This window comes from Lysinibacillus sp. TE18511, from assembly GCF_054062295.1.
On the sequence record NZ_JBSSFD010000025.1, the window covers coordinates 35,356 to 52,278 of the forward strand.

General features: G+C 43.6%; 20 protein-coding genes. 18 read left to right on the forward strand and 2 right to left on the reverse strand.

The annotated features are described in order from the left end of the window. Nucleotides 1-12: 12 nt before the first annotated feature. The 8 genes from ACVWXS_RS16950 (at nt 13) to dcm (ending at nt 4,881) form a co-directional block, all read left to right on the forward strand. Entirely contained in the window at nt 13-222 is a 210-nt protein-coding gene (locus tag ACVWXS_RS16950; RefSeq protein WP_456959243.1) for a hypothetical protein, read from the forward strand. Nucleotides 223-319: 97 nt separating this feature from the next. Further along, a complete protein-coding gene (locus ACVWXS_RS16955) occupies nt 320-556 on the forward strand; it encodes a hypothetical protein (RefSeq protein WP_456959245.1) in 237 nt (78 codons plus the stop codon). Further along, nucleotides 553-1,098: a dUTP diphosphatase gene (locus tag ACVWXS_RS16960; RefSeq protein WP_456959246.1), complete on the forward strand. Its 546-nt coding sequence runs from the start codon at nt 553-555 to the stop codon at nt 1,096-1,098. Before ACVWXS_RS16955 ends, ACVWXS_RS16960 begins: the two co-directional genes overlap by 4 nt. After that, nucleotides 1,095-1,583, forward strand: coding sequence for an HNH endonuclease (locus ACVWXS_RS16965; protein ID WP_456959248.1), 489 nt, complete (start codon nt 1,095-1,097; stop codon nt 1,581-1,583). Before ACVWXS_RS16960 ends, ACVWXS_RS16965 begins: the two co-directional genes overlap by 4 nt. After that, the gene (gene thyX, locus ACVWXS_RS16970; protein WP_456959250.1) at nt 1,580-2,308 is read left to right on the forward strand and encodes an FAD-dependent thymidylate synthase; all 729 of its coding nucleotides are present in this window, start codon (nt 1,580-1,582) and stop codon (nt 2,306-2,308) included. The genes ACVWXS_RS16965 and thyX overlap by 4 nt, the downstream gene beginning before the upstream one ends. Continuing rightward, a complete protein-coding gene (locus ACVWXS_RS16975; protein WP_456959251.1) occupies nt 2,305-3,006 on the forward strand; it encodes a 3D domain-containing protein in 702 nt (233 codons plus the stop codon). The genes thyX and ACVWXS_RS16975 overlap by 4 nt, the downstream gene beginning before the upstream one ends. A gap of 27 nt (nt 3,007-3,033) precedes the next feature. Continuing rightward, nucleotides 3,034-3,483, forward strand: coding sequence for a DUF3310 domain-containing protein (locus ACVWXS_RS16980; protein WP_456959252.1), 450 nt, complete (start codon nt 3,034-3,036; stop codon nt 3,481-3,483). Nucleotides 3,484-3,576: 93 nt separating this feature from the next. After that, nucleotides 3,577-4,881, forward strand: coding sequence for a DNA (cytosine-5-)-methyltransferase (gene dcm, locus ACVWXS_RS16985; RefSeq protein WP_456959253.1), 1,305 nt, complete (start codon nt 3,577-3,579; stop codon nt 4,879-4,881). Nucleotides 4,882-5,005: 124 nt separating this feature from the next. On the opposite strand, the gene ACVWXS_RS16990 is transcribed toward dcm, so the two are convergent. Next, complete coding sequence (locus ACVWXS_RS16990; RefSeq protein WP_456959254.1) at nt 5,006-5,947, reverse strand: hypothetical protein; 942 nt, start codon at nt 5,945-5,947, stop codon at nt 5,006-5,008. Between the two features lie 113 nt (nt 5,948-6,060). Between ACVWXS_RS16990 and ACVWXS_RS16995 the strand changes: the two genes are divergently transcribed. The 4 genes from ACVWXS_RS16995 to ACVWXS_RS17010 all read left to right on the forward strand — a co-directional run bounded on the left by ACVWXS_RS16995 (nt 6,061) and on the right by ACVWXS_RS17010 (nt 8,428). Beyond that, a complete protein-coding gene (locus ACVWXS_RS16995) occupies nt 6,061-6,438 on the forward strand; it encodes a sigma factor-like helix-turn-helix DNA-binding protein (RefSeq protein WP_456959255.1) in 378 nt (125 codons plus the stop codon). Further along, the gene (locus ACVWXS_RS17000; protein WP_456959257.1) at nt 6,429-6,968 is read left to right on the forward strand and encodes a hypothetical protein; all 540 of its coding nucleotides are present in this window, start codon (nt 6,429-6,431) and stop codon (nt 6,966-6,968) included. Before ACVWXS_RS16995 ends, ACVWXS_RS17000 begins: the two co-directional genes overlap by 10 nt. A gap of 201 nt (nt 6,969-7,169) precedes the next feature. After that, nucleotides 7,170-7,544: a hypothetical protein gene (locus ACVWXS_RS17005; protein WP_456959259.1), complete on the forward strand. Its 375-nt coding sequence runs from the start codon at nt 7,170-7,172 to the stop codon at nt 7,542-7,544. Continuing rightward, nucleotides 7,541-8,428, forward strand: coding sequence for a hypothetical protein (locus ACVWXS_RS17010; protein ID WP_456959260.1), 888 nt, complete (start codon nt 7,541-7,543; stop codon nt 8,426-8,428). The genes ACVWXS_RS17005 and ACVWXS_RS17010 overlap by 4 nt, the downstream gene beginning before the upstream one ends. Nucleotides 8,429-9,639: 1,211 nt before the next feature. Here ACVWXS_RS17010 and ACVWXS_RS17015 read toward each other — a convergent pair. Continuing rightward, the gene (locus tag ACVWXS_RS17015) at nt 9,640-10,164 is read right to left on the reverse strand and encodes a tyrosine-type recombinase/integrase (protein WP_456959262.1); all 525 of its coding nucleotides are present in this window, start codon (nt 10,162-10,164) and stop codon (nt 9,640-9,642) included. 124 nt (nt 10,165-10,288) lie between these two features. Between ACVWXS_RS17015 and terL the strand changes: the two genes are divergently transcribed. The 6 genes from terL to ACVWXS_RS17045 all read left to right on the forward strand — a co-directional run bounded on the left by terL (nt 10,289) and on the right by ACVWXS_RS17045 (nt 16,906). After that, entirely contained in the window at nt 10,289-12,043 is a 1,755-nt protein-coding gene (terL, locus tag ACVWXS_RS17020) for a phage terminase large subunit (RefSeq protein WP_456959263.1), read from the forward strand. Between the two features lie 20 nt (nt 12,044-12,063). Further along, a complete protein-coding gene (locus ACVWXS_RS17025) occupies nt 12,064-12,507 on the forward strand; it encodes a phBC6A51 family helix-turn-helix protein (RefSeq protein ID WP_456959264.1) in 444 nt (147 codons plus the stop codon). A gap of 16 nt (nt 12,508-12,523) precedes the next feature. Continuing rightward, on the forward strand, nt 12,524-14,119 hold the full coding sequence (locus ACVWXS_RS17030) for a portal protein (RefSeq protein WP_456959265.1): 1,596 nt from the start codon (nt 12,524-12,526) through the stop codon (nt 14,117-14,119). Continuing rightward, nucleotides 14,119-14,943 (forward strand): phage minor capsid protein, encoded by an 825-nt coding sequence (locus tag ACVWXS_RS17035; RefSeq protein WP_456959267.1) that lies wholly within the window; start codon nt 14,119-14,121, stop codon nt 14,941-14,943. Before ACVWXS_RS17030 ends, ACVWXS_RS17035 begins: the two co-directional genes overlap by 1 nt. A 71-nt stretch (nt 14,944-15,014) precedes the next feature. Then, the gene (locus ACVWXS_RS17040) at nt 15,015-15,737 is read left to right on the forward strand and encodes a phage scaffolding protein (RefSeq protein ID WP_456959269.1); all 723 of its coding nucleotides are present in this window, start codon (nt 15,015-15,017) and stop codon (nt 15,735-15,737) included. Nucleotides 15,738-15,820: 83 nt separating this feature from the next. Further along, nucleotides 15,821-16,906, forward strand: coding sequence for an SU10 major capsid protein (locus ACVWXS_RS17045; RefSeq protein WP_456959271.1), 1,086 nt, complete (start codon nt 15,821-15,823; stop codon nt 16,904-16,906). Nucleotides 16,907-16,923 lie beyond the last annotated feature (17 nt).

A 16,923-nucleotide genomic window follows, 5' to 3' on the forward strand; every position in this document is an offset into this window, starting at 1 on the left:
GAGGCTACGCAAATGAAACGATATGTAATCGGCTTAAACGTAAATGACTCGTCAGAACTTCCGCAAGCAGCTACGGACATTCAAGCGTTCATCAACACGCTAGGCGTAGCAAGTGAAATGGAAATCCAAGTAAGCGTTAATCCGTTATTGACGCAGCCAGTGAGTACGCACGCTATCGGATTTATGACGGAAGTAGACGAGGAAATCGAGGAGGATGAGTAAATGGCGACTATATTAGGCTTAGGCGGACTAATCCTCGCCTTTACATTGTTAGCATTCGGACTATCAGACGCATTTGATGCGAATTAGGGGTGGTAAGATGGCGAAGAAGGTAATTATCGACGGAATTGAGTACGTTCCAAAAGAGGAAGTATCTGCGCCTAAAATTATCGGCTTTAGCGTTGATTACGGGAACCTTCACCGAAGCTTTTCGAAATTGCACGCTAAATGTTTGATAGGCGCTACGTTTGAAATCGTGAGCATTAACGGAGAGCAATCTTCAGTATACTTAACAGCAAAATATGCGGAGGAACTATTGGAGGCGATTCATAAATGAACGGACAACAAGCGCAAGCTTTAGAAAAGGTGGCAAACAACATGCCGTTAGAAATCGGATTTAAACGACTTAGCGAAAATGCGGTATTGCCTACGAAAAATAATCCGTCTGATAGCGGACTGGATTTATACGCAGCAGAGTATATTGTTATTGCGCCAGGCGAGACGGCAGTCGTTAAAACGAATTTAGCCATACAATTACCGCCAGGTTACGAAGCGCAAGTACGACCACGATCGGGGATTACTTCTAAAACGAAATTACGCGTACAGCTCGGAACTATCGACGAGACCTACCGTGGGGATATCGGAATTATCATTGATAATATATCGCTCGGAAATGGAGTGAATGACGAATGTATTAAGTATGTTGACGGTACAACTTGTGATGATACTAGCTATCCGCCAGGTTCGTACTTAATCCGAAATCGAGACAAAATCGCTCAACTAGTCGTTCAACCAATTCCGCAGACAGTGGCGGTTGAGATTACAGAGATTGGCGAAAGTGAACGTGGCGAAAATGGATTCGGGAGTAGTGGCGTATGAGTAAAGAAATAGTTATAAGTGACGGAACAACTGTATTAGTGGACGATGACGATTATGTTCGATTGATGGAACGGAAGTGGTCTGCAAACGGTAATGGCTACGCGGTTATTGGGATTCATTTAGGTAATCGCAAATACAAGAAGATTTATATGCATCGCGAAATAGCCGGAGCCGCGGACGGAGAGCAAGTCGATCACATCAACGGAAACAAGGCTGATAATAGGAAATGTAATTTACGTATAAGTACTAAACAGCAAAATGCTATGAACATAGGGTTGCGCCAAAACAATAAATCCGGATATAAGGGAGTTAGATTTGAGACTAGACGTAATAAATGGCGTGCAGAAATAAAGAAAGATTACCGAAACATCTTTCTCGGATACTTCGATAATAAACATGACGCTGCAAAAGCTTACAATGCTGCTGCAGTCAAGCTTCACGGAGAATTCGCTAACCTAAACGTAATTGAGGAGGAAACTAAATGACGCAAATTCAACGCAAGTTAGATGTTTTAGATGATAAAGGATATGTCATGATTCATGATGTGATGGGTACTGATTTGACAGTAGCTAATGCCGCAAGGGTCTCATACGCAAAAAAGTCAGACACACTATCGGATGCTGATCGTAGGTTAATAGACTTCTTAGCACGAGAATCACATACAAGCCCGTTTCGCCACTGTATAGCGCAGTTTGAATTCAATGCGCCTCTGATGGTAGCTCGACAGCACTTTAAATATGTCGTAGGCTCGTCAATGCTAGAAGCTACTGGCGATAATATGGACGCCTGGAACGAATCTAGTCGACGATATGTAACAGAGGAGCCGTCGTTTTATATTCCACAACCGCATGAATGGCGTAGCGCTCCGGAAAATTCGAAACAAGGCAGTGGCGGACCTATCCCATATCACAGAGGCGATGCTGCTACTACAGCTTTAATGGATTACGTAGAGTACGGTATAAAAATGTATGAGGCGGCATTAGCCGATGGAATCTGCGCAGAGCAAGCTCGCCTATTCTTGCCAGCCTACGGAATGTACGTTAAATATTACTGGACCGCATCGTTACAAAGCGTCTGCCACTTCTTAAATCAACGCCTAGCACACGATTCACAAGTCGAAATACAAATGTATGCAAAGGCGATATTGGAGCTAATTGAACCGTTATTCCCGATTAGCGTTGAGAAATTAGTATCGGAGGCAACGGCTTGAAACGAATCAAGCGGACGCTATCCGCAATCCTACTAGCAATAACGTTATTCATATTCGCATATAAACCGTCAGACCACGAATATTTATCGGAGTCTCCCACCGAAAGGTACTACGAAATAGTTCCGTACAATAACGGATTCGACGCAATATACACGCAAGTCATTGATAAGCAACGTCAACAAGCCGAGGATGAGCGCAAAGCCAAACGTCAGCAAGCGTTAGAAGAAGCGCATAGACTATATGACGCAAAAGTGGCGGAGGAAGCTCGTAGAAAGGCGGAAGCTGAGCGACAACGAATCGAAGCTAAAAGACTGGTGGAGGCTAAACGGTTGGGAGCGCAGAAGCAGATTAGTCATAGTAACGACGCTAACTTAACGCAATTAACGATGTTAGCCACCTATTACGGTCCTGATTGCGATGGCTGCTCCGGCATTACTGCGACTGGCATCGATGTGACACGCACTATCTACGCAAATGGACTACGAGTTATTGCGGTTGATCCACGAGTGATTTCGCTAGGCTCGATAGTTCGCGTAGAATATGCGGATGGCACAACGTTTAAGGCTATTGCTGGGGACGTTGGGTCCGCTATAAAAAATAATCGAATAGACATCTTAGTAGCGTCAGAGAACGAAGCTTATCGGTTAGGAAAACAAACGGTTACAGTAACGATATTAAAAAACGGAAAGGAACGATGATATATGGCAAAAGCGCAGAAGGGCGATTTGATTCGAATTACTAATGCGGATGACATTCGTTATAAAAATGGTGATATTTTCGAGGTCAAAGAAGCGTTAGAAGGCGAGGTTTATACCGTTGAAACTGACGAAGAGACTGGCGAAGAAGGATTCTTAGTATTTGACGAGGAGTTCGAAATCCACCGCAAAGCTGGCGAGGAGGATGCGCCTAACTTATTAGACACCGTTTACGAGGCGTGTAGAGCTGAATCAGACGCCGTAAATCATCCGAATCACTACACGCAAGGACGATTCGAAACGATTGAGATTATCGAGGAGATTACGCAAGGCTATGACGATGGATTTGTAGCGTACAACATCGGAAACGTGCTAAAGTACATCGCTAGAGCGCCTCATAAACACGATACTCCGTTAGAGGATTTACGTAAAGCAGAGCGATATTTACGATATGCCATCGAAAGAATAACGCAGAAATGACGCAATTAAATCGAATACAAAAAGCCTATCCTTCGGAACTGTCCGTTGAGATAGGCTAGTTTTGACGTTAATTAGACGAAAAGGAGCGATTATATGACGAAATTTACTTACGCATCAGCGTTCGCAGGCATTGGCGGCATGACACTCGGACTTAAACCGCTAGGCGGCGAAGGCGTTATCGCATGGGAATACGATCCAACGGAAAAGCGACGCCAATACGCACAGGACGCTCACAAACTGTTGCATCCGGAAATTCCCGTACATGGAGACATCTGCGAGGCTATTACGGACGAGCTACCAGACTTTGACGTATTCTGCTTTACCCCGCCGTGCCAGAGCTATTCCGTGGCCGGCAAACGTAAAGGCGCTAACTTCATTTGTACGTCGTGCGACACGGTATTCGTGCCAGAAATTGCAGCTTACGAGCATTTAATGACGGAATGCCCTTCGTGTGGTAGCGTAGCAGTTCCCGAAGATGATCGTGGCGTATTAACGTATCAAGCGATTCGAATTGCGAAAGCAAAGCGCCCTAAAGCGTTGTTTATGGAGAACGTGAAAGGCCTCGTAAATCATGACGCTGGAAATACGCTAAAGTCGATTATCCAATTGATAAACCAAATCGGATATACGGTAGACTTTACCGTTTTAAATTCGAAATATTTCGATGTGGCGCAGAATCGAGAAAGGATTTACTTAATTGCGCTACGTGATGATTTAATCGAATCTACTCCGTGGAATGACGCAAAAGGAACGACAATGTTACCGAAAGCAAAGCGACGCTACCAAGAAGAAGGCGCACGAACGTTTAATTTCGATTGGCCGGAACAGACGGAAGTGAGAACGCGATTGCGCGATTTCTTAGAGGATAGCGTAGATGAGAAATATTATTTAGCGGAAGATAAGACGGCGAAGTTAGTTGCGCAGTTAGAGGAAAACTACCCAGCGGGAAATGTGCGGGAACCAAATATGCTCGGACACATCGACTTAAAAGGTCACGATGCTATTAAGAGGGTCTATAGCCCGACAGGGCAAGGCCCGACATTAACGACTATGGGCGGAGGGCATCGAGAACCTAAAATCGCAGAGGAGGTCCTTCCATGCTTGACGCCATTCCGCGAAGAAAAGCGTCAGAACGGTCCACGATTCAAAGAGAACGATGCAGAAGCTCACACAATTACGACACAAGATCGTCATGGCGTAGCAGTAGGAGAATATCCGAAATATCGAATCCGTAAGATCACACCTCGCGAATGCCTTCGCCTACAATCCGTTCCAGAGGACGTTATTGACGTTCTTTCAACGCAATTCAGCGACAGTCGCCTGTACAAGTTCGCAGGCAACGGGCTGACAACAAACGTAATTACAGCGATAGGAGAACGCTTATTAACGTACTTATAACGAAAAAAGCAGCAAGCGATTGCCTACTGCCTAAAAATAACGACATTACCGCTAAGTGACGCAGTATCAGCGTAAAACGTCTTTCCTTCGTATTTATCTAAATGGAATTGGCGGAATAGCTTCGTTAATAACGTCGGAATATCGCTACAGCGCTATCACTAGACGTTTTGTCCATATAGTATGTGCGGTCGTCTTTATCAGTATCGTCATAAACGAAGTGTTCGTTAAATCTTTGCGCTTGGAACAGTTTTGCACACGTAATATCTTTCTTAGCACTTACGAAATATCCGGCAGCCTGTGCATCTCGACGTCCTCTTAACGCTTCTGGGAGCGCAATAGCGAACGCTTCATCCTTCTTATTGTAGCCGATTAATATGCGCGATTTAGGGCGGATACCTATAGATTTTTCTACGCCGCCCTGTAAGTAAAGTCGATTTCTACGACCTACGACGATTGTTGGAACGCCTTTAGACGCTACGAAATCGAATCCAGCAAGCATGTCCGTTACTTCTTCGTCAACAACAGGCGTACCAAATTTATCGATTAGCGCTTTATCTAGTTCCGCAACATATGCGTCAGCTCCGCCTGGATCAGCGAAAGTATGCATCGGGTAGTGTCCGGTAATAGCTTCGATGCCGACTACGAATTGTTTACCGTCATTATCGCAATAGGCCTGTGCAGTAGCGTCAATTAGCGGTAAAACTTCGTCGTATGTGAAATATCTAGTTACTTTCGTCTTGATAACTGTATTCGTTATCTCGATAGGCGAGTTGATATCTTCTTTAACAATTTCTTCTTCGATAGTGGCAAACGTGCTTTCTTCGTAAACCATTAGGAGTTGAATGTATATATCTTGAGCTTGAGCATATGAAACGCCGGCCTGTGCGTTCTCAGAGATTAAGTAATCTTGTGCTCCGTCTTTAGTAAGGATGTAAACACCGTTATAAATACGTAAATCATCGTCTTTACGGTACTTCTTCATATATAAACGGACAATAAATTTTTCTTGACGCATAACTAACGCATCAATTTGCGCCATTATGTCTTTAACATCGTATATTCGCATGGGAGTTTTCCCTCCGTATCTTTAGTAATAGTTACCATGATTATATAACGTAAGTCCGACGCAAGTCAATTAATTTAACGTAAAAATAACGGAAATGAAAGGAATGGGTAAAAATGAAAAGCACTAATCGTACGCAAGCACGCAAATCGACCGCAAAAGCAATATTATCGAACTTACACACACTAAAGGAACGCCGTTATGTCGGCGATTTAGACGCCAGTGACACGCTAATCGACTTCGAGCGCGCTCTAGCCTTAGCGAAGTTAACGAAAAGGCAGACGGAGGCTATTCTTCTGCATTACTATGACGGATGTAAGCAAGCGAAAGTGGCGGAGATTATGGGGATTGCGCGACAAAATGTAGGAGATTTAATCGAAAGAGGTACAGAATCAATCGATGATGTATACGAAATGTGGGCGTGGATGGACGGAGAATTGACGTTAAAAGATTTTGCAGACGAAAACGAAATGGAGGAAAATTTATGCGCTTAATTTCAGAATACTTACCTATTTTACGAAACGCGATTAAACATGATACGCCTTTTACATTCGATGGGCATACGTACGATGTGGCTGATAGAGACGAACGAAACGACGCAGTACAGACGTTACTAAACGTGTGCTATTACGACGACGCTCAACTAGATGAAATTGCGTTCTTGCTGCTTTATGAAGAAATGACCGACAGTCACCCGGATAAAATGACTAATACTGAATACCCGTTCTATTCGGATACACAATTAGCCCGCAGAAAACACGGCATACACCGCAAGAATGATGGACGAGGTATGAAAGAAGTTCCGTTATGGTGTGCAGATAATGTAGCGACAGATGGTAAGGATTATTCATACCCGAAACGTCGTAAACGAGATGATCGAGAGAATCGCTATATCGACGAAGTCGCGATATCTCGAAATAAGGAACGCCGACTACACTATAGAAAGTTCTTACGCGGAGAATTAGACGGGCAATTTACAGTAAAAATAGCTACAGGCGAAATTATTCGCCATAAAATCGAATAAAATAATGCTTTTTATAGCTTTAGTTATCTATATATTATGAAGGGAAGTTTAAGCCTCTTTTAGGCACGCAAACTCACGCAATTTCGACGTGAAAGGCGTGTCTTTTTATTCGCTCGGTAAACGCATGTGACGGTCGAGTAGCTAACGCGAATGCCGCACGCCGAGCCGTTTTAAATCTAAATTCAAATCGGAGGTTTTCGTATGGAGAAAATCGTTTATTGTACGCATTGCAAGGTAGAACACGTTGTTAGCATAACGAAAGATAGTACTAACGATGTAGGCTTATTCTGCAACACAACACGTAAATTAGTCGACGCTTATACTACTAAATGGGACGGTAAGGACGTCTACGAGCCGATGAGAGAGTTCGCTCGTAAAAACGTTGATTTACAAGCTATCTCACGATTAAAACCGGAAAAAGTAGAAGGGTTGGCCCGTAAAATGGCTTTCATGTATTCAAATAGTGACGACCGCATTTACGCTAGTTACGCGTTTCTTGCGTACCATATGCATACCATAATTACTCGATTACGAAGTGAGGTACGTGCTAAAGGTATCGGAGGTAGTCGCAAATGAATACAGCAATTCAGCGCTACATTGACGAGCATGGCCGTGAAGTTGTTTACGGTTATTCCGATGAGGTATCGATACAGACGCACGAACAGTTGGAAGAATGGCGAGAAGATAAAAAGCGTCGAGAATTATCGGTTGGCCCAAATAGATACTACGTTAACTGTTATCACGAACCAATCGCAGAGCTAAACGACATTCTTAGCGTAGAAGAACTCGGCACAATGATGAAGCTAATTCCGTATATGCGTATGCACACGGATGGTCATTTATATTATGGAACTGATCGTATGACAGCGCAATTAGTCGCTAAAGCAATCGGAAGAAAGCTACGTCAAACTCAGACGATACTTGCTTCGCTCGTCACTCATGGCATTTTATTCCGCGAAAAAGTAGGACGCTCATTCGTTTATGGCGTTAATGATCGATACCATTCGATGGGCAACGTTGTGAAAGGTGCAGCGTTTACTAAACTGTATCAAACGAAAACACGCACGGATATTACGAATCTAACGATACAATCGGCTGGCGTCTTATATAAGATGCTGCCGTTTTTTAATTACGCTCATTACTACTTAAGCGAGAATCCTAACGAGATTGACGCAAGTAAAATACAACACTTATCACACCGCAAGTTTGCCGAGATGGTTAACGTTAGTCGTAATACAATAAACGAGGCTATGAGAGAGTTGCGCAGATACGGCTTTATTATGTCCGTTGAATCATACGGAAATCAGCTATACCGAATTAATCCAGACGTGATGTTCCGCAAGAAGAACGAGTATGATGAGTATACGGAAAGTGTGCGAGAGGACTTCGCTCAATTACGCAGAAACTACGAACAGAACGGAGAATTGCCGGGAATTGATATCGATGATTTACCATACTGATTTCAGAGTGGCACGAATATTGCATAGTTAGAGCGTATATTGGCACGAATATTGCATAGTTAGAAATGGCGACAAACACTACGGAGAGTAAGCGTCAAGTCGATTTGAGGCGTCTACGACCTCTTTATCTTATAGAGTCCGCGTTAATAACGTCAGAAAGTATATAGCGATTATAAGGTATAGCATTATTGATAATCATGGGACGGCTTGCCGGCACATAGGGCAAGGCCCGTTATCTTTTACTCTTTAAAGATATTCGGGAACTAAGAACATGTTCCCTGCGTCGGCTGAAGCCTCCGCCTATATTCATTTCAACATAATTATATAACGTTTAATATCATTACGTTAAAGGAGAATCGATATGGACCACACAAGGAACGGAGTTATCCGGCTACTCAGCCGTATTGATGACGGATATATTACGACAACAGTTTCGATAGTAATCGGATTCATAGCGATATTCATTGCGCTCCTTATCGCATCATACGCTACAGGTCTGATATTGACGGTAGTATACGCTCTTATTACCGAGGTATTAGCGGGAGTTATAGCGGTGGTATTAGTAACGAAGATAAAGCGTATTAAGATGTAGCGCATTACCTATCGCTGTATCAAACGCCTATATAATAGGAAGAGATACGGTATGTATTGCGCGTATAGTCCGTTATAGGGCGTTATGTAGTGAGGGTTAGTGGTATAGGTGGCGTAGTTATACCGCAGATACATCGGGCAGAACGTCTTGTCGGAGACAGGCGTCTGAAACTCACGGGGTCTAGCGTAATTTTATGCAGTATTATATACAACGATTAGGCGCTGCGATCAGCAATAAACAGCGTCGTATCAACGATGTATAAAAGTATGTATAAACGTTCGATGCGTTACATACAACTAAACGCTTTCATATCAACGTTTGTTAGCGTTTTTGAATGTTACAAAAGATGACTCTGTAACATTTCGTATTCAACGATATTCATTCGTTTGCAAATCCCCCAAGCGCCTATCTCGTATATCGAGAATCTGGCTTTCGGAATTAGCTCACAATTTTTCGAACTTGGGGCGTATTAATCGTAATCACATCGTTTTATCGTCATTTTACAGCCTGTGAGACGATTTAGTCAATCGGAAGTATTCTCGTTAGGCTAAACGCTAAAACGCCTAATACGACGCTAAATCAACGCAAAAAGAAACGGACAATCCCGAAGGAAAGTCCGTTAAAGTTGAACGCTGTCATATACGTTTGTGATATCTTCCGTTTCAATTCCGATATAGCGAAGTGTCTCACGTTGACTTGAGTGGTTTAGTATGCGCATCAATAACGCTAAATCAACGCCATGTTTGTAAGCGTGGTATGCGAATGTTTTTCGGAGACTATGCGTACCAAACTCGATATTAAGTCCGGCTCTCTCGGCTGCTACGTTCAGAGTTCTCCATGCTTGTTGGCGAGATATCGGCTTACCGCCTTTACGCGAAGGGAATAACGTTCCAGTGTCCGGTAGTAGTGGCGTAATCTGCGCTATCGTATTATCTCCCAGGTGTATACGCTTAGTCTTTCCGGTCTTACTCTCAACGAGAACAATCGTGTTATTTACGATGTCCTCGCGAGTCAAACGAAGCAAGTCGCTAATGCGAAGGTTCGTGTTAATACCGAGTATAAATAGTAGCAGATCGCGACCGTGTAAAGACTGTTTCATACGTTCAATATCGCGTTTATTTTTAATCGGTTGTACTTCGTTCATAATATCGCTCCTCTAGCGGAAAGTACCGCCATTCGATTGTGTTACATTCAGTTTATACGATAATTAACGCAAAGTCAACGCAAAAATAATACATAAAAAATTCTAACGAAAGGAGACGATTGTATTGGCGTATATCAACGGTACCTGGCTCGATAGAGAAGCACGCGGAAAGCGTATCGAGTTAGTAACGGAAACACTTCGCAAATTAGCTACAGTAATCAAAGCTGGTAAAGGCGCTGATTATCATATCGAACAACTACGGTCATATAAAGCAGAATTAACGAAGTTAAAACGCGTTCACCAAGCGGAAACAGACATCGCTTATTTCACATATGCGTATCTTAGCGACGGTGGCAATCCGGAGAATGAAGATAATATCATACGACATTCCGAAGATGGCACGCCTCATGACGGACTAGACGATATTGCGCCAATACATCGTGAGTTCTTCGAATTGTGCGACCACGTGAACGAGGTAGAACGCAATGCTCGTTTGGCTATCGCTGCAGCACGTGGTCACTCGAAATCCGGTATGTTCTCGAATGCGTTTCCGTTACATCAAATCGTATTTAGGCGACGCAAATACGTTCTTATCATTTCTGAAACGGATTCGTTATCGAAAAAGCTCGTTGGGTGGTCGAATAAGCAACTCAAATTTAACGCATTATTGCGAGAGGACTTCGGACCGTTACTCGATGTGCGTAATCAGCAAAACGAAAAGGATAACGAGGAATCGTTTATCACATCGTCAAATACGCTTGTTGAGGCGAGTTCTTCCGGTAAACAGCTCCGCGGTAAGCGACACGGTGCTGTACGTCCTGACCTGGTTATTGTCGATGATCCGTCATCTCAAAACAACGAAGGAACAAAGGAAGCTCGCGAGAAGCTAATACACTGGATGAACTCCGTTGTAATTCCGATAGGTAGTAAAGCGACGGCCATCGTATTAGTCGGCACAATGGTTAGTGCGACCGGACTTTTAAATCACGTACTGAAACGTAAGGACTTCAAATCCTCGTTTCATGGCGCTGTAATATCCGAACCAGTCAATCCGAAGTTGTGGGAGCAATATTGCGAAATATACGCACGTTCTGATGATATGGTTGAGCCTAATGCGTTTTATAAGGCGAATAAAGAAGCGTTAGAGGAAGGTATAGAGTTAGCGTGGCCGTGGCGTTGGACGTATCGAGCGTTAATGCACGAAAAGGTTAATATGGGAACGCGCGCATACAACTCTGAGTTCCGAAATCTAGCGTTCAGTGAGGACGAGCAATTCTTCTTCCCGGAGAATTATGCGAAGTACCACTATTCATACGAAAACGGATTTACTTACGTTAATTACGAAGGAATGAAAATAGACGTACGCGAACTATTAATCGTTGGTGCGTGGGACATATCGATGGGTAAGACAAAGCGCTCGGACTATAACTCTATAGTCGTTATTGGTAGATACGAGAAAACAGGTCACATTTTCGTACTCGATGAATACTCGACGAAGGAACCGGCGCATAAGTTTTTAGAAGTTGTCATCGATAAGATAACGCAGTGGTACATCAAAGTATTTAACGTAGAGACTATCAACGCTTATCACGAATTTTATCGTCAACTACAAGAAAAAGCTCGACGACTCGGCTTGAACTACTGCTCCATTAACGACATTAAGAGTCACAAATCATCGAAAGAGCAGCGTATCGAATCGATGGAGCCGATGTTACACAATAAAACACTAGTATTAAACGATAGACACGTAATACTAATCGACCAAATGGCGCAATACCCGTTTGGAGATCATGACGACGCGTTGGACGCCTGTCAAATGGCTGTAGATAACATATCACGACCGATGGCGCGTATTGTGGCTAAACCAGCGTATTTATAGACGGAAAGGAGAACGATATCATGGCGAAATCAACTCGACAAAAAGCGCTAGAAGCTAAAATAACAGCACAGCAACGCAAAGCTGCGTACTTAATCGTAGAAAACGAGCTGAAAGACAATAAAGACGGAACTAAACTCGAATATCAGCAAATTGCGGAAGAAGTTGGCGTTACTTATAAGACGATTTGGGAGTGGCGCACTAAGAATCGCAACTTTATCGATTATAAAAACTTGATCGCTGACGATTTTCTTGCTGATAAACGCGCACTAGTCTACGGACAGTTACTTAAATTAATCGATGGAGCACAGCCGAGTGTAAAAGCAATTGACTTATATCTACGCCGTCACGGCTTATTAACAGATAAAACGGTTATTGAGCAAGATTCAGGCGAAGGCGCTCGTACAGACGCTGATTTAGAGCGAGAATTAGGCGAACTAGACGAATTATTAAAGGACGATGATTGAAACGAGGTGATAACGAGTGGGAATTTTGAGTAAAATCGGACGCAAATCCGACGCAGAGTTAAACGAAACAGGATCCGTCACTTACACATATGACGCATTTAAGCCAGGCGAACAATTTCCGCCAGCAAACGCAATTGAGCGTATTTCGAAATATCGACGTATGAAAAAGTTGTATGACGGTAAGCAGGCAGAAGTTTACGAACGTGCTACAGCGTTACTAAAAGACACACCACACGCAGCACAACTACAGAAGTTATATATCGCAGTGAATTTGGCGGACATAATTTGTACGAAACCAAGCGACTTACTTGTTGGTGAGTCACCCGTGTTCGACTCCGGAGTTGCCGATGATACGCCGCAACAAAGTGCGATAAACTCTTACGTCGAAGAAAACGACTTAGTAAAGTTGATTCACGAATCTGCGCTCGCTAACGGGTACCGAGGCGATTCATGGATTAAAGAACGTTGGGGCTATCGTCAAGACTACAGCGCTTTAACGTCGCGAGGCTTACCAATTTCAGAAGATGCGGAGATGGAGCCTATTATCGAACACGTTGCTGCAGACTGCGTATTTCCAATAACAAGCGACGGTAACATAAAACAATTTAAGTCGGTAGTCATCGCAAGTGTCGAATGGGTAGTTTCACGAAACGATGAAACGCCTTACCTAAACGTTGAGCACCATTTACCAGGCTACATCATCAACGAGCGCTATAAATTAACGCAATATGAAGGTGGAGTCGACTCTAGCTACGGCTACCCTGTACAAGTATTTAACATCGCTGAAAAGGTTGGAGAAAGCGAAATTATTCCGACAGGTGTTCCGTATTTACTCGTTCATCATATTCCATATAAATCGACCGACGATCAATGGGAAGGAAAAGGAACGTTAGAAGCGCTTGAGACTAATTTAATCGCAATTAATGACCGCCTTGCACAGATTGATTACGTTTTATGGAAACACGTTGATCCTACTGCATATGGACCGAAAGTTGGAGGTAGTAGCGCTCGCCTAGCAGGCACTTACATCGAGATAACTAAGGACGACGCAACGCCTGGTTACATGACTTGGGATAGCGAGATTACCGGCGCATTTAAAGAGCTAGAAACGCTAATCGGCTTCGCATTCCAAATCGCAGAAACTCCGCAATGGCTATTCGGAACTGTACTAGGCGACCAAAACGCAGGCGGTACAGGCACGTCACACACAGACGTAGCCGCGATTAGAGCGAGATTCCTTCCGATATTATCGAAAGTTGCGAGGATTCGAACGCATTACGACCGAGCTTTGCGCGATGCGCTATATAACTGTCAATTACTTGATATCGCTCACGGAGACGCTGATTTCGAGGCTGTATATCCGGTGATCCACTGGCAAGACGGATTACCTCGCTCAGAAAAAGAGCAAGCAGAAATCATGGCGATTCGTACAGGTAACAAACCTACTATTGACGTTGCTACAGCAATTAAACGCATGGACGGAGTAGATGATATTCAAGCTGCCGAAATTCTGACGCGGATTGACGGTGATACAGAACGCGAAGTAGGTACTGTAAATTCATCGATATTTAATGATAAAACGGAGGTATCGGCGGAGGAGGCTGACGTTTAATGTTAGAAGTACCTCAACCGAATTACGATTACGACGTTAAACGTCTAGTCAAAGCCTATGAGCAAGCGTTGAAAGATGTGCAGCGAGAACTTAATGCGTTATTCCTAACGGACTTTGAGCGAGCGCAGATTATCGCTGTCGAAAAAGTAATTCGTAACATATTATCCGACATGACAAAATATGGCGATGAATGGGCGTCCGTCGCGATGACTGATGCGGCAACGAACGGTATTGCCTCGACTCTGTATACGTTAGGCTTGGCAAGTACGTATGAATCTGCGATTAAAATAGTCAAATTTAATACAGCTAACAAACGATTAATCGACGCAGCAATAGCCGATACACAAGCCGATCTGCTCGCAGTTACTCAGAATATCGAGAGGCAAGCGAAACTAGCTATTCGTAAAGCCACTGCGGAAGCTATGCGCTATAAACTTACACGTGGAATTAACGCAACACAAGATATATCAAGGGAAATACGTCAGCGTATCGTCCAGGCGACGGATGTAGCGATTATCGATGCGCGAGGCAATCGGTGGAAAGTCGGTAATTATTCCGACATGCTAGCCAGAACGAAAATGATGGAAGCGCACAAAGAGGCGTCAATTAACGAGGCGCTTTCGGAAGGATCGCTGTACGGGCGTATTAGTCACCATGGAGCCACGGATGCTTGTCGTAAATACGAAGGTAAAATCGTTAAGTTAGTCGCTGATGCACCAGGAGATTATCCGTATATCGGAGATTTACCTCGTAACGAGATATTTCATCCGAATTGCAAGCACCTAGTAACGCCATTACGCGATCCATCGAAGTATAACGAATAAAAACACGCCTTACGAAATGGCATTAAACTTTCGGAATAGTCGACGAGGACTTAAAACACGGAGGTAATACGATGATTACACAATTTAACGCATTATTGACGCTTAATCTTCAATATTTCGCAGAAGGTAGCGAACATGAAGCGCCTGAGACGAATCCAGACGGACAATCGTTCGCAGAAACGCAGGTCGAAGCGCCTGAGAGCGCAGAAAAGACATTCACGCAATCGCAATTAGACGAATTAATCGCAAAACGTATCGCTCGCGTCGAGAAGAAATACGAGGGCTTTGACGATTTGAAATCGAAGTTATCGGAATATGAATCGAAGGCGGAAGAACAACGTCAAGCTGAATTATCCGATGTACAAAAGGCGCAAGAGCAAGCGAAACAATTTGAGGATCAATTAGCGACATTAACGGCACAGCTCGAAACTGAACGCGCCAACACACGCCAACAAGCGATTAAGAACGAATTTATTAAGGTAGCATCAAGCGCAAACATCATCGACATTGACGCGGCTATGGCATTGTCCGATCTATCCGCGGTAGAAATCGGCGAAGATGGCAAAGTCAATGGAGTCGATGACGTTATTAAGACGCTTGTTGAAAATAAACCGTACCTGGTAGCGAAGAAGCAGACGCAACCAATCGGAGCAGCTACAAACGGCGGTTCTGGCGGACAATCCGAAAAGACTGCAGAACAACTATTAGCGGACGCTTGGGAGAAAGCGCACAAGTCTGGCACGCTAAAAGATAAGGCCGCGTACGCACAACTTAAAAAACAACTTGGTAAATAGTCGTTAACTAAACGTTGACGGCTTTTTATATTGCGCAAATTTAGCGCTATTAACTAAAACACGAAACTCGGAGGAATGTATAAATGACAATTTTACAGAATCAAATCGTAGGTAAAAAAGAATCGGTAACAGATGAGTTATTACTTTTAAACCCGCACCAAACGCCAATGATTAACTTAGTCGGCTTTGGTGACGCTGTAACTCAAGTTGAGCATCAATGGTTTGAAGATGAAATGTACGCAGATGAAACGACTGCAACAGTAGCGACAGTAGATGCGACATCGATCACAGTGGCAGACGGTTCTATTTTTGAACCTAAACACGTTGTGAAAATCGGTGAGGAGCTTTTATTAATCACGGCAGTTAATGCGAACGTGTTAACAGTAACGCGTGGGTATGCTGGCACTACAGCGGCAGCCGTAACAGAAGGAGCTAAAGTTGAATTCCAATTCGTTGAAGGCGTAGAAGGCGCTGATGCTCGTAAAGCACGCTACAAATCACGTAAACGCGTATCTAACTTAACGCAAATTTTCGATGAAACGGTATCTATCTCTGGTACTGCTGCTGCGACGTCTGAGTACGGTATCGACGATTTATACGAGTACGAGAAACAAAAGAAATTATTAGAGCTTGCGTTACAACTTGAAAAAGCAGTAATCAACGGAGTGAAATACGAATCACAAGACGGTAAAGTGCGCCAAACTGGCGGTATCCGTAACTTTGTTAAGACAAACGTAACTGACGCTAATAACGCAGCATTGACGCTTAATATGTTAGGCGACGCATTCCAGGCTATTTACGAAGCAGGCGGATTTGCTACTGGTGGTAACTACAAAATTATCGTAGGCGCTAAACAGAAACGTGCTATCTCTGCTGCTGACGTTGATAAAATCAATATCACTCGCCAAGATAACGGACGCGGTCAAGTTGTAGACCACTTCTTATCTGACTTCGGTTCAGCGGAAATCTTACTAAACCCTAACGTTGGCCCAGACGAGGTATTCATTATCGACGCTAACCGTACGGAAATCAAGCCGTTAAAAGGTCGCGACTTCTCTCATACGTACCTGGGCGCAAAAGGCGACTACGTTGAAGGCCAAATCGTAGGCGAATTTTTACTAGAGTTCAAGCAAGAGAAAGCGCACGCTCGTATTAAAGGTTTAAAATAATAGCGAAATCGGCGGTC

What these genes read in the sequence shown, in the direction of transcription:
- ACVWXS_RS16950 (WP_456959243.1), top strand. Translation starts at nt 13, where the DNA reads ATGAAACGATATGTAATCGGCTTAAACGTAAATGACTCGTCAGAACTT.
- ACVWXS_RS16955 (WP_456959245.1), top strand. Translation starts at nt 320, where the DNA reads ATGGCGAAGAAGGTAATTATCGACGGAATTGAGTACGTTCCAAAAGAG.
- ACVWXS_RS16960 (WP_456959246.1), top strand. Translation starts at nt 553, where the DNA reads ATGAACGGACAACAAGCGCAAGCTTTAGAAAAGGTGGCAAACAACATG.
- ACVWXS_RS16965 (WP_456959248.1), top strand. Translation starts at nt 1,095, where the DNA reads ATGAGTAAAGAAATAGTTATAAGTGACGGAACAACTGTATTAGTGGAC.
- thyX (WP_456959250.1), top strand. Translation starts at nt 1,580, where the DNA reads ATGACGCAAATTCAACGCAAGTTAGATGTTTTAGATGATAAAGGATAT.
- dcm (WP_456959253.1), top strand. Translation starts at nt 3,577, where the DNA reads ATGACGAAATTTACTTACGCATCAGCGTTCGCAGGCATTGGCGGCATG.
- ACVWXS_RS16990 (WP_456959254.1), bottom strand. Translation starts at nt 5,947, where the DNA reads ATGCGAATATACGATGTTAAAGACATAATGGCGCAAATTGATGCGTTA.
- ACVWXS_RS16995 (WP_456959255.1), top strand. Translation starts at nt 6,061, where the DNA reads ATGAAAAGCACTAATCGTACGCAAGCACGCAAATCGACCGCAAAAGCA.
- ACVWXS_RS17000 (WP_456959257.1), top strand. Translation starts at nt 6,429, where the DNA reads ATGCGCTTAATTTCAGAATACTTACCTATTTTACGAAACGCGATTAAA.
- ACVWXS_RS17005 (WP_456959259.1), top strand. Translation starts at nt 7,170, where the DNA reads ATGGAGAAAATCGTTTATTGTACGCATTGCAAGGTAGAACACGTTGTT.
- ACVWXS_RS17010 (WP_456959260.1), top strand. Translation starts at nt 7,541, where the DNA reads ATGAATACAGCAATTCAGCGCTACATTGACGAGCATGGCCGTGAAGTT.
- ACVWXS_RS17015 (WP_456959262.1), bottom strand. Translation starts at nt 10,164, where the DNA reads ATGAACGAAGTACAACCGATTAAAAATAAACGCGATATTGAACGTATG.
- ACVWXS_RS17025 (WP_456959264.1), top strand. Translation starts at nt 12,064, where the DNA reads ATGGCGAAATCAACTCGACAAAAAGCGCTAGAAGCTAAAATAACAGCA.
- ACVWXS_RS17035 (WP_456959267.1), top strand. Translation starts at nt 14,119, where the DNA reads ATGTTAGAAGTACCTCAACCGAATTACGATTACGACGTTAAACGTCTA.
- ACVWXS_RS17040 (WP_456959269.1), top strand. Translation starts at nt 15,015, where the DNA reads ATGATTACACAATTTAACGCATTATTGACGCTTAATCTTCAATATTTC.
- ACVWXS_RS17045 (WP_456959271.1), top strand. Translation starts at nt 15,821, where the DNA reads ATGACAATTTTACAGAATCAAATCGTAGGTAAAAAAGAATCGGTAACA.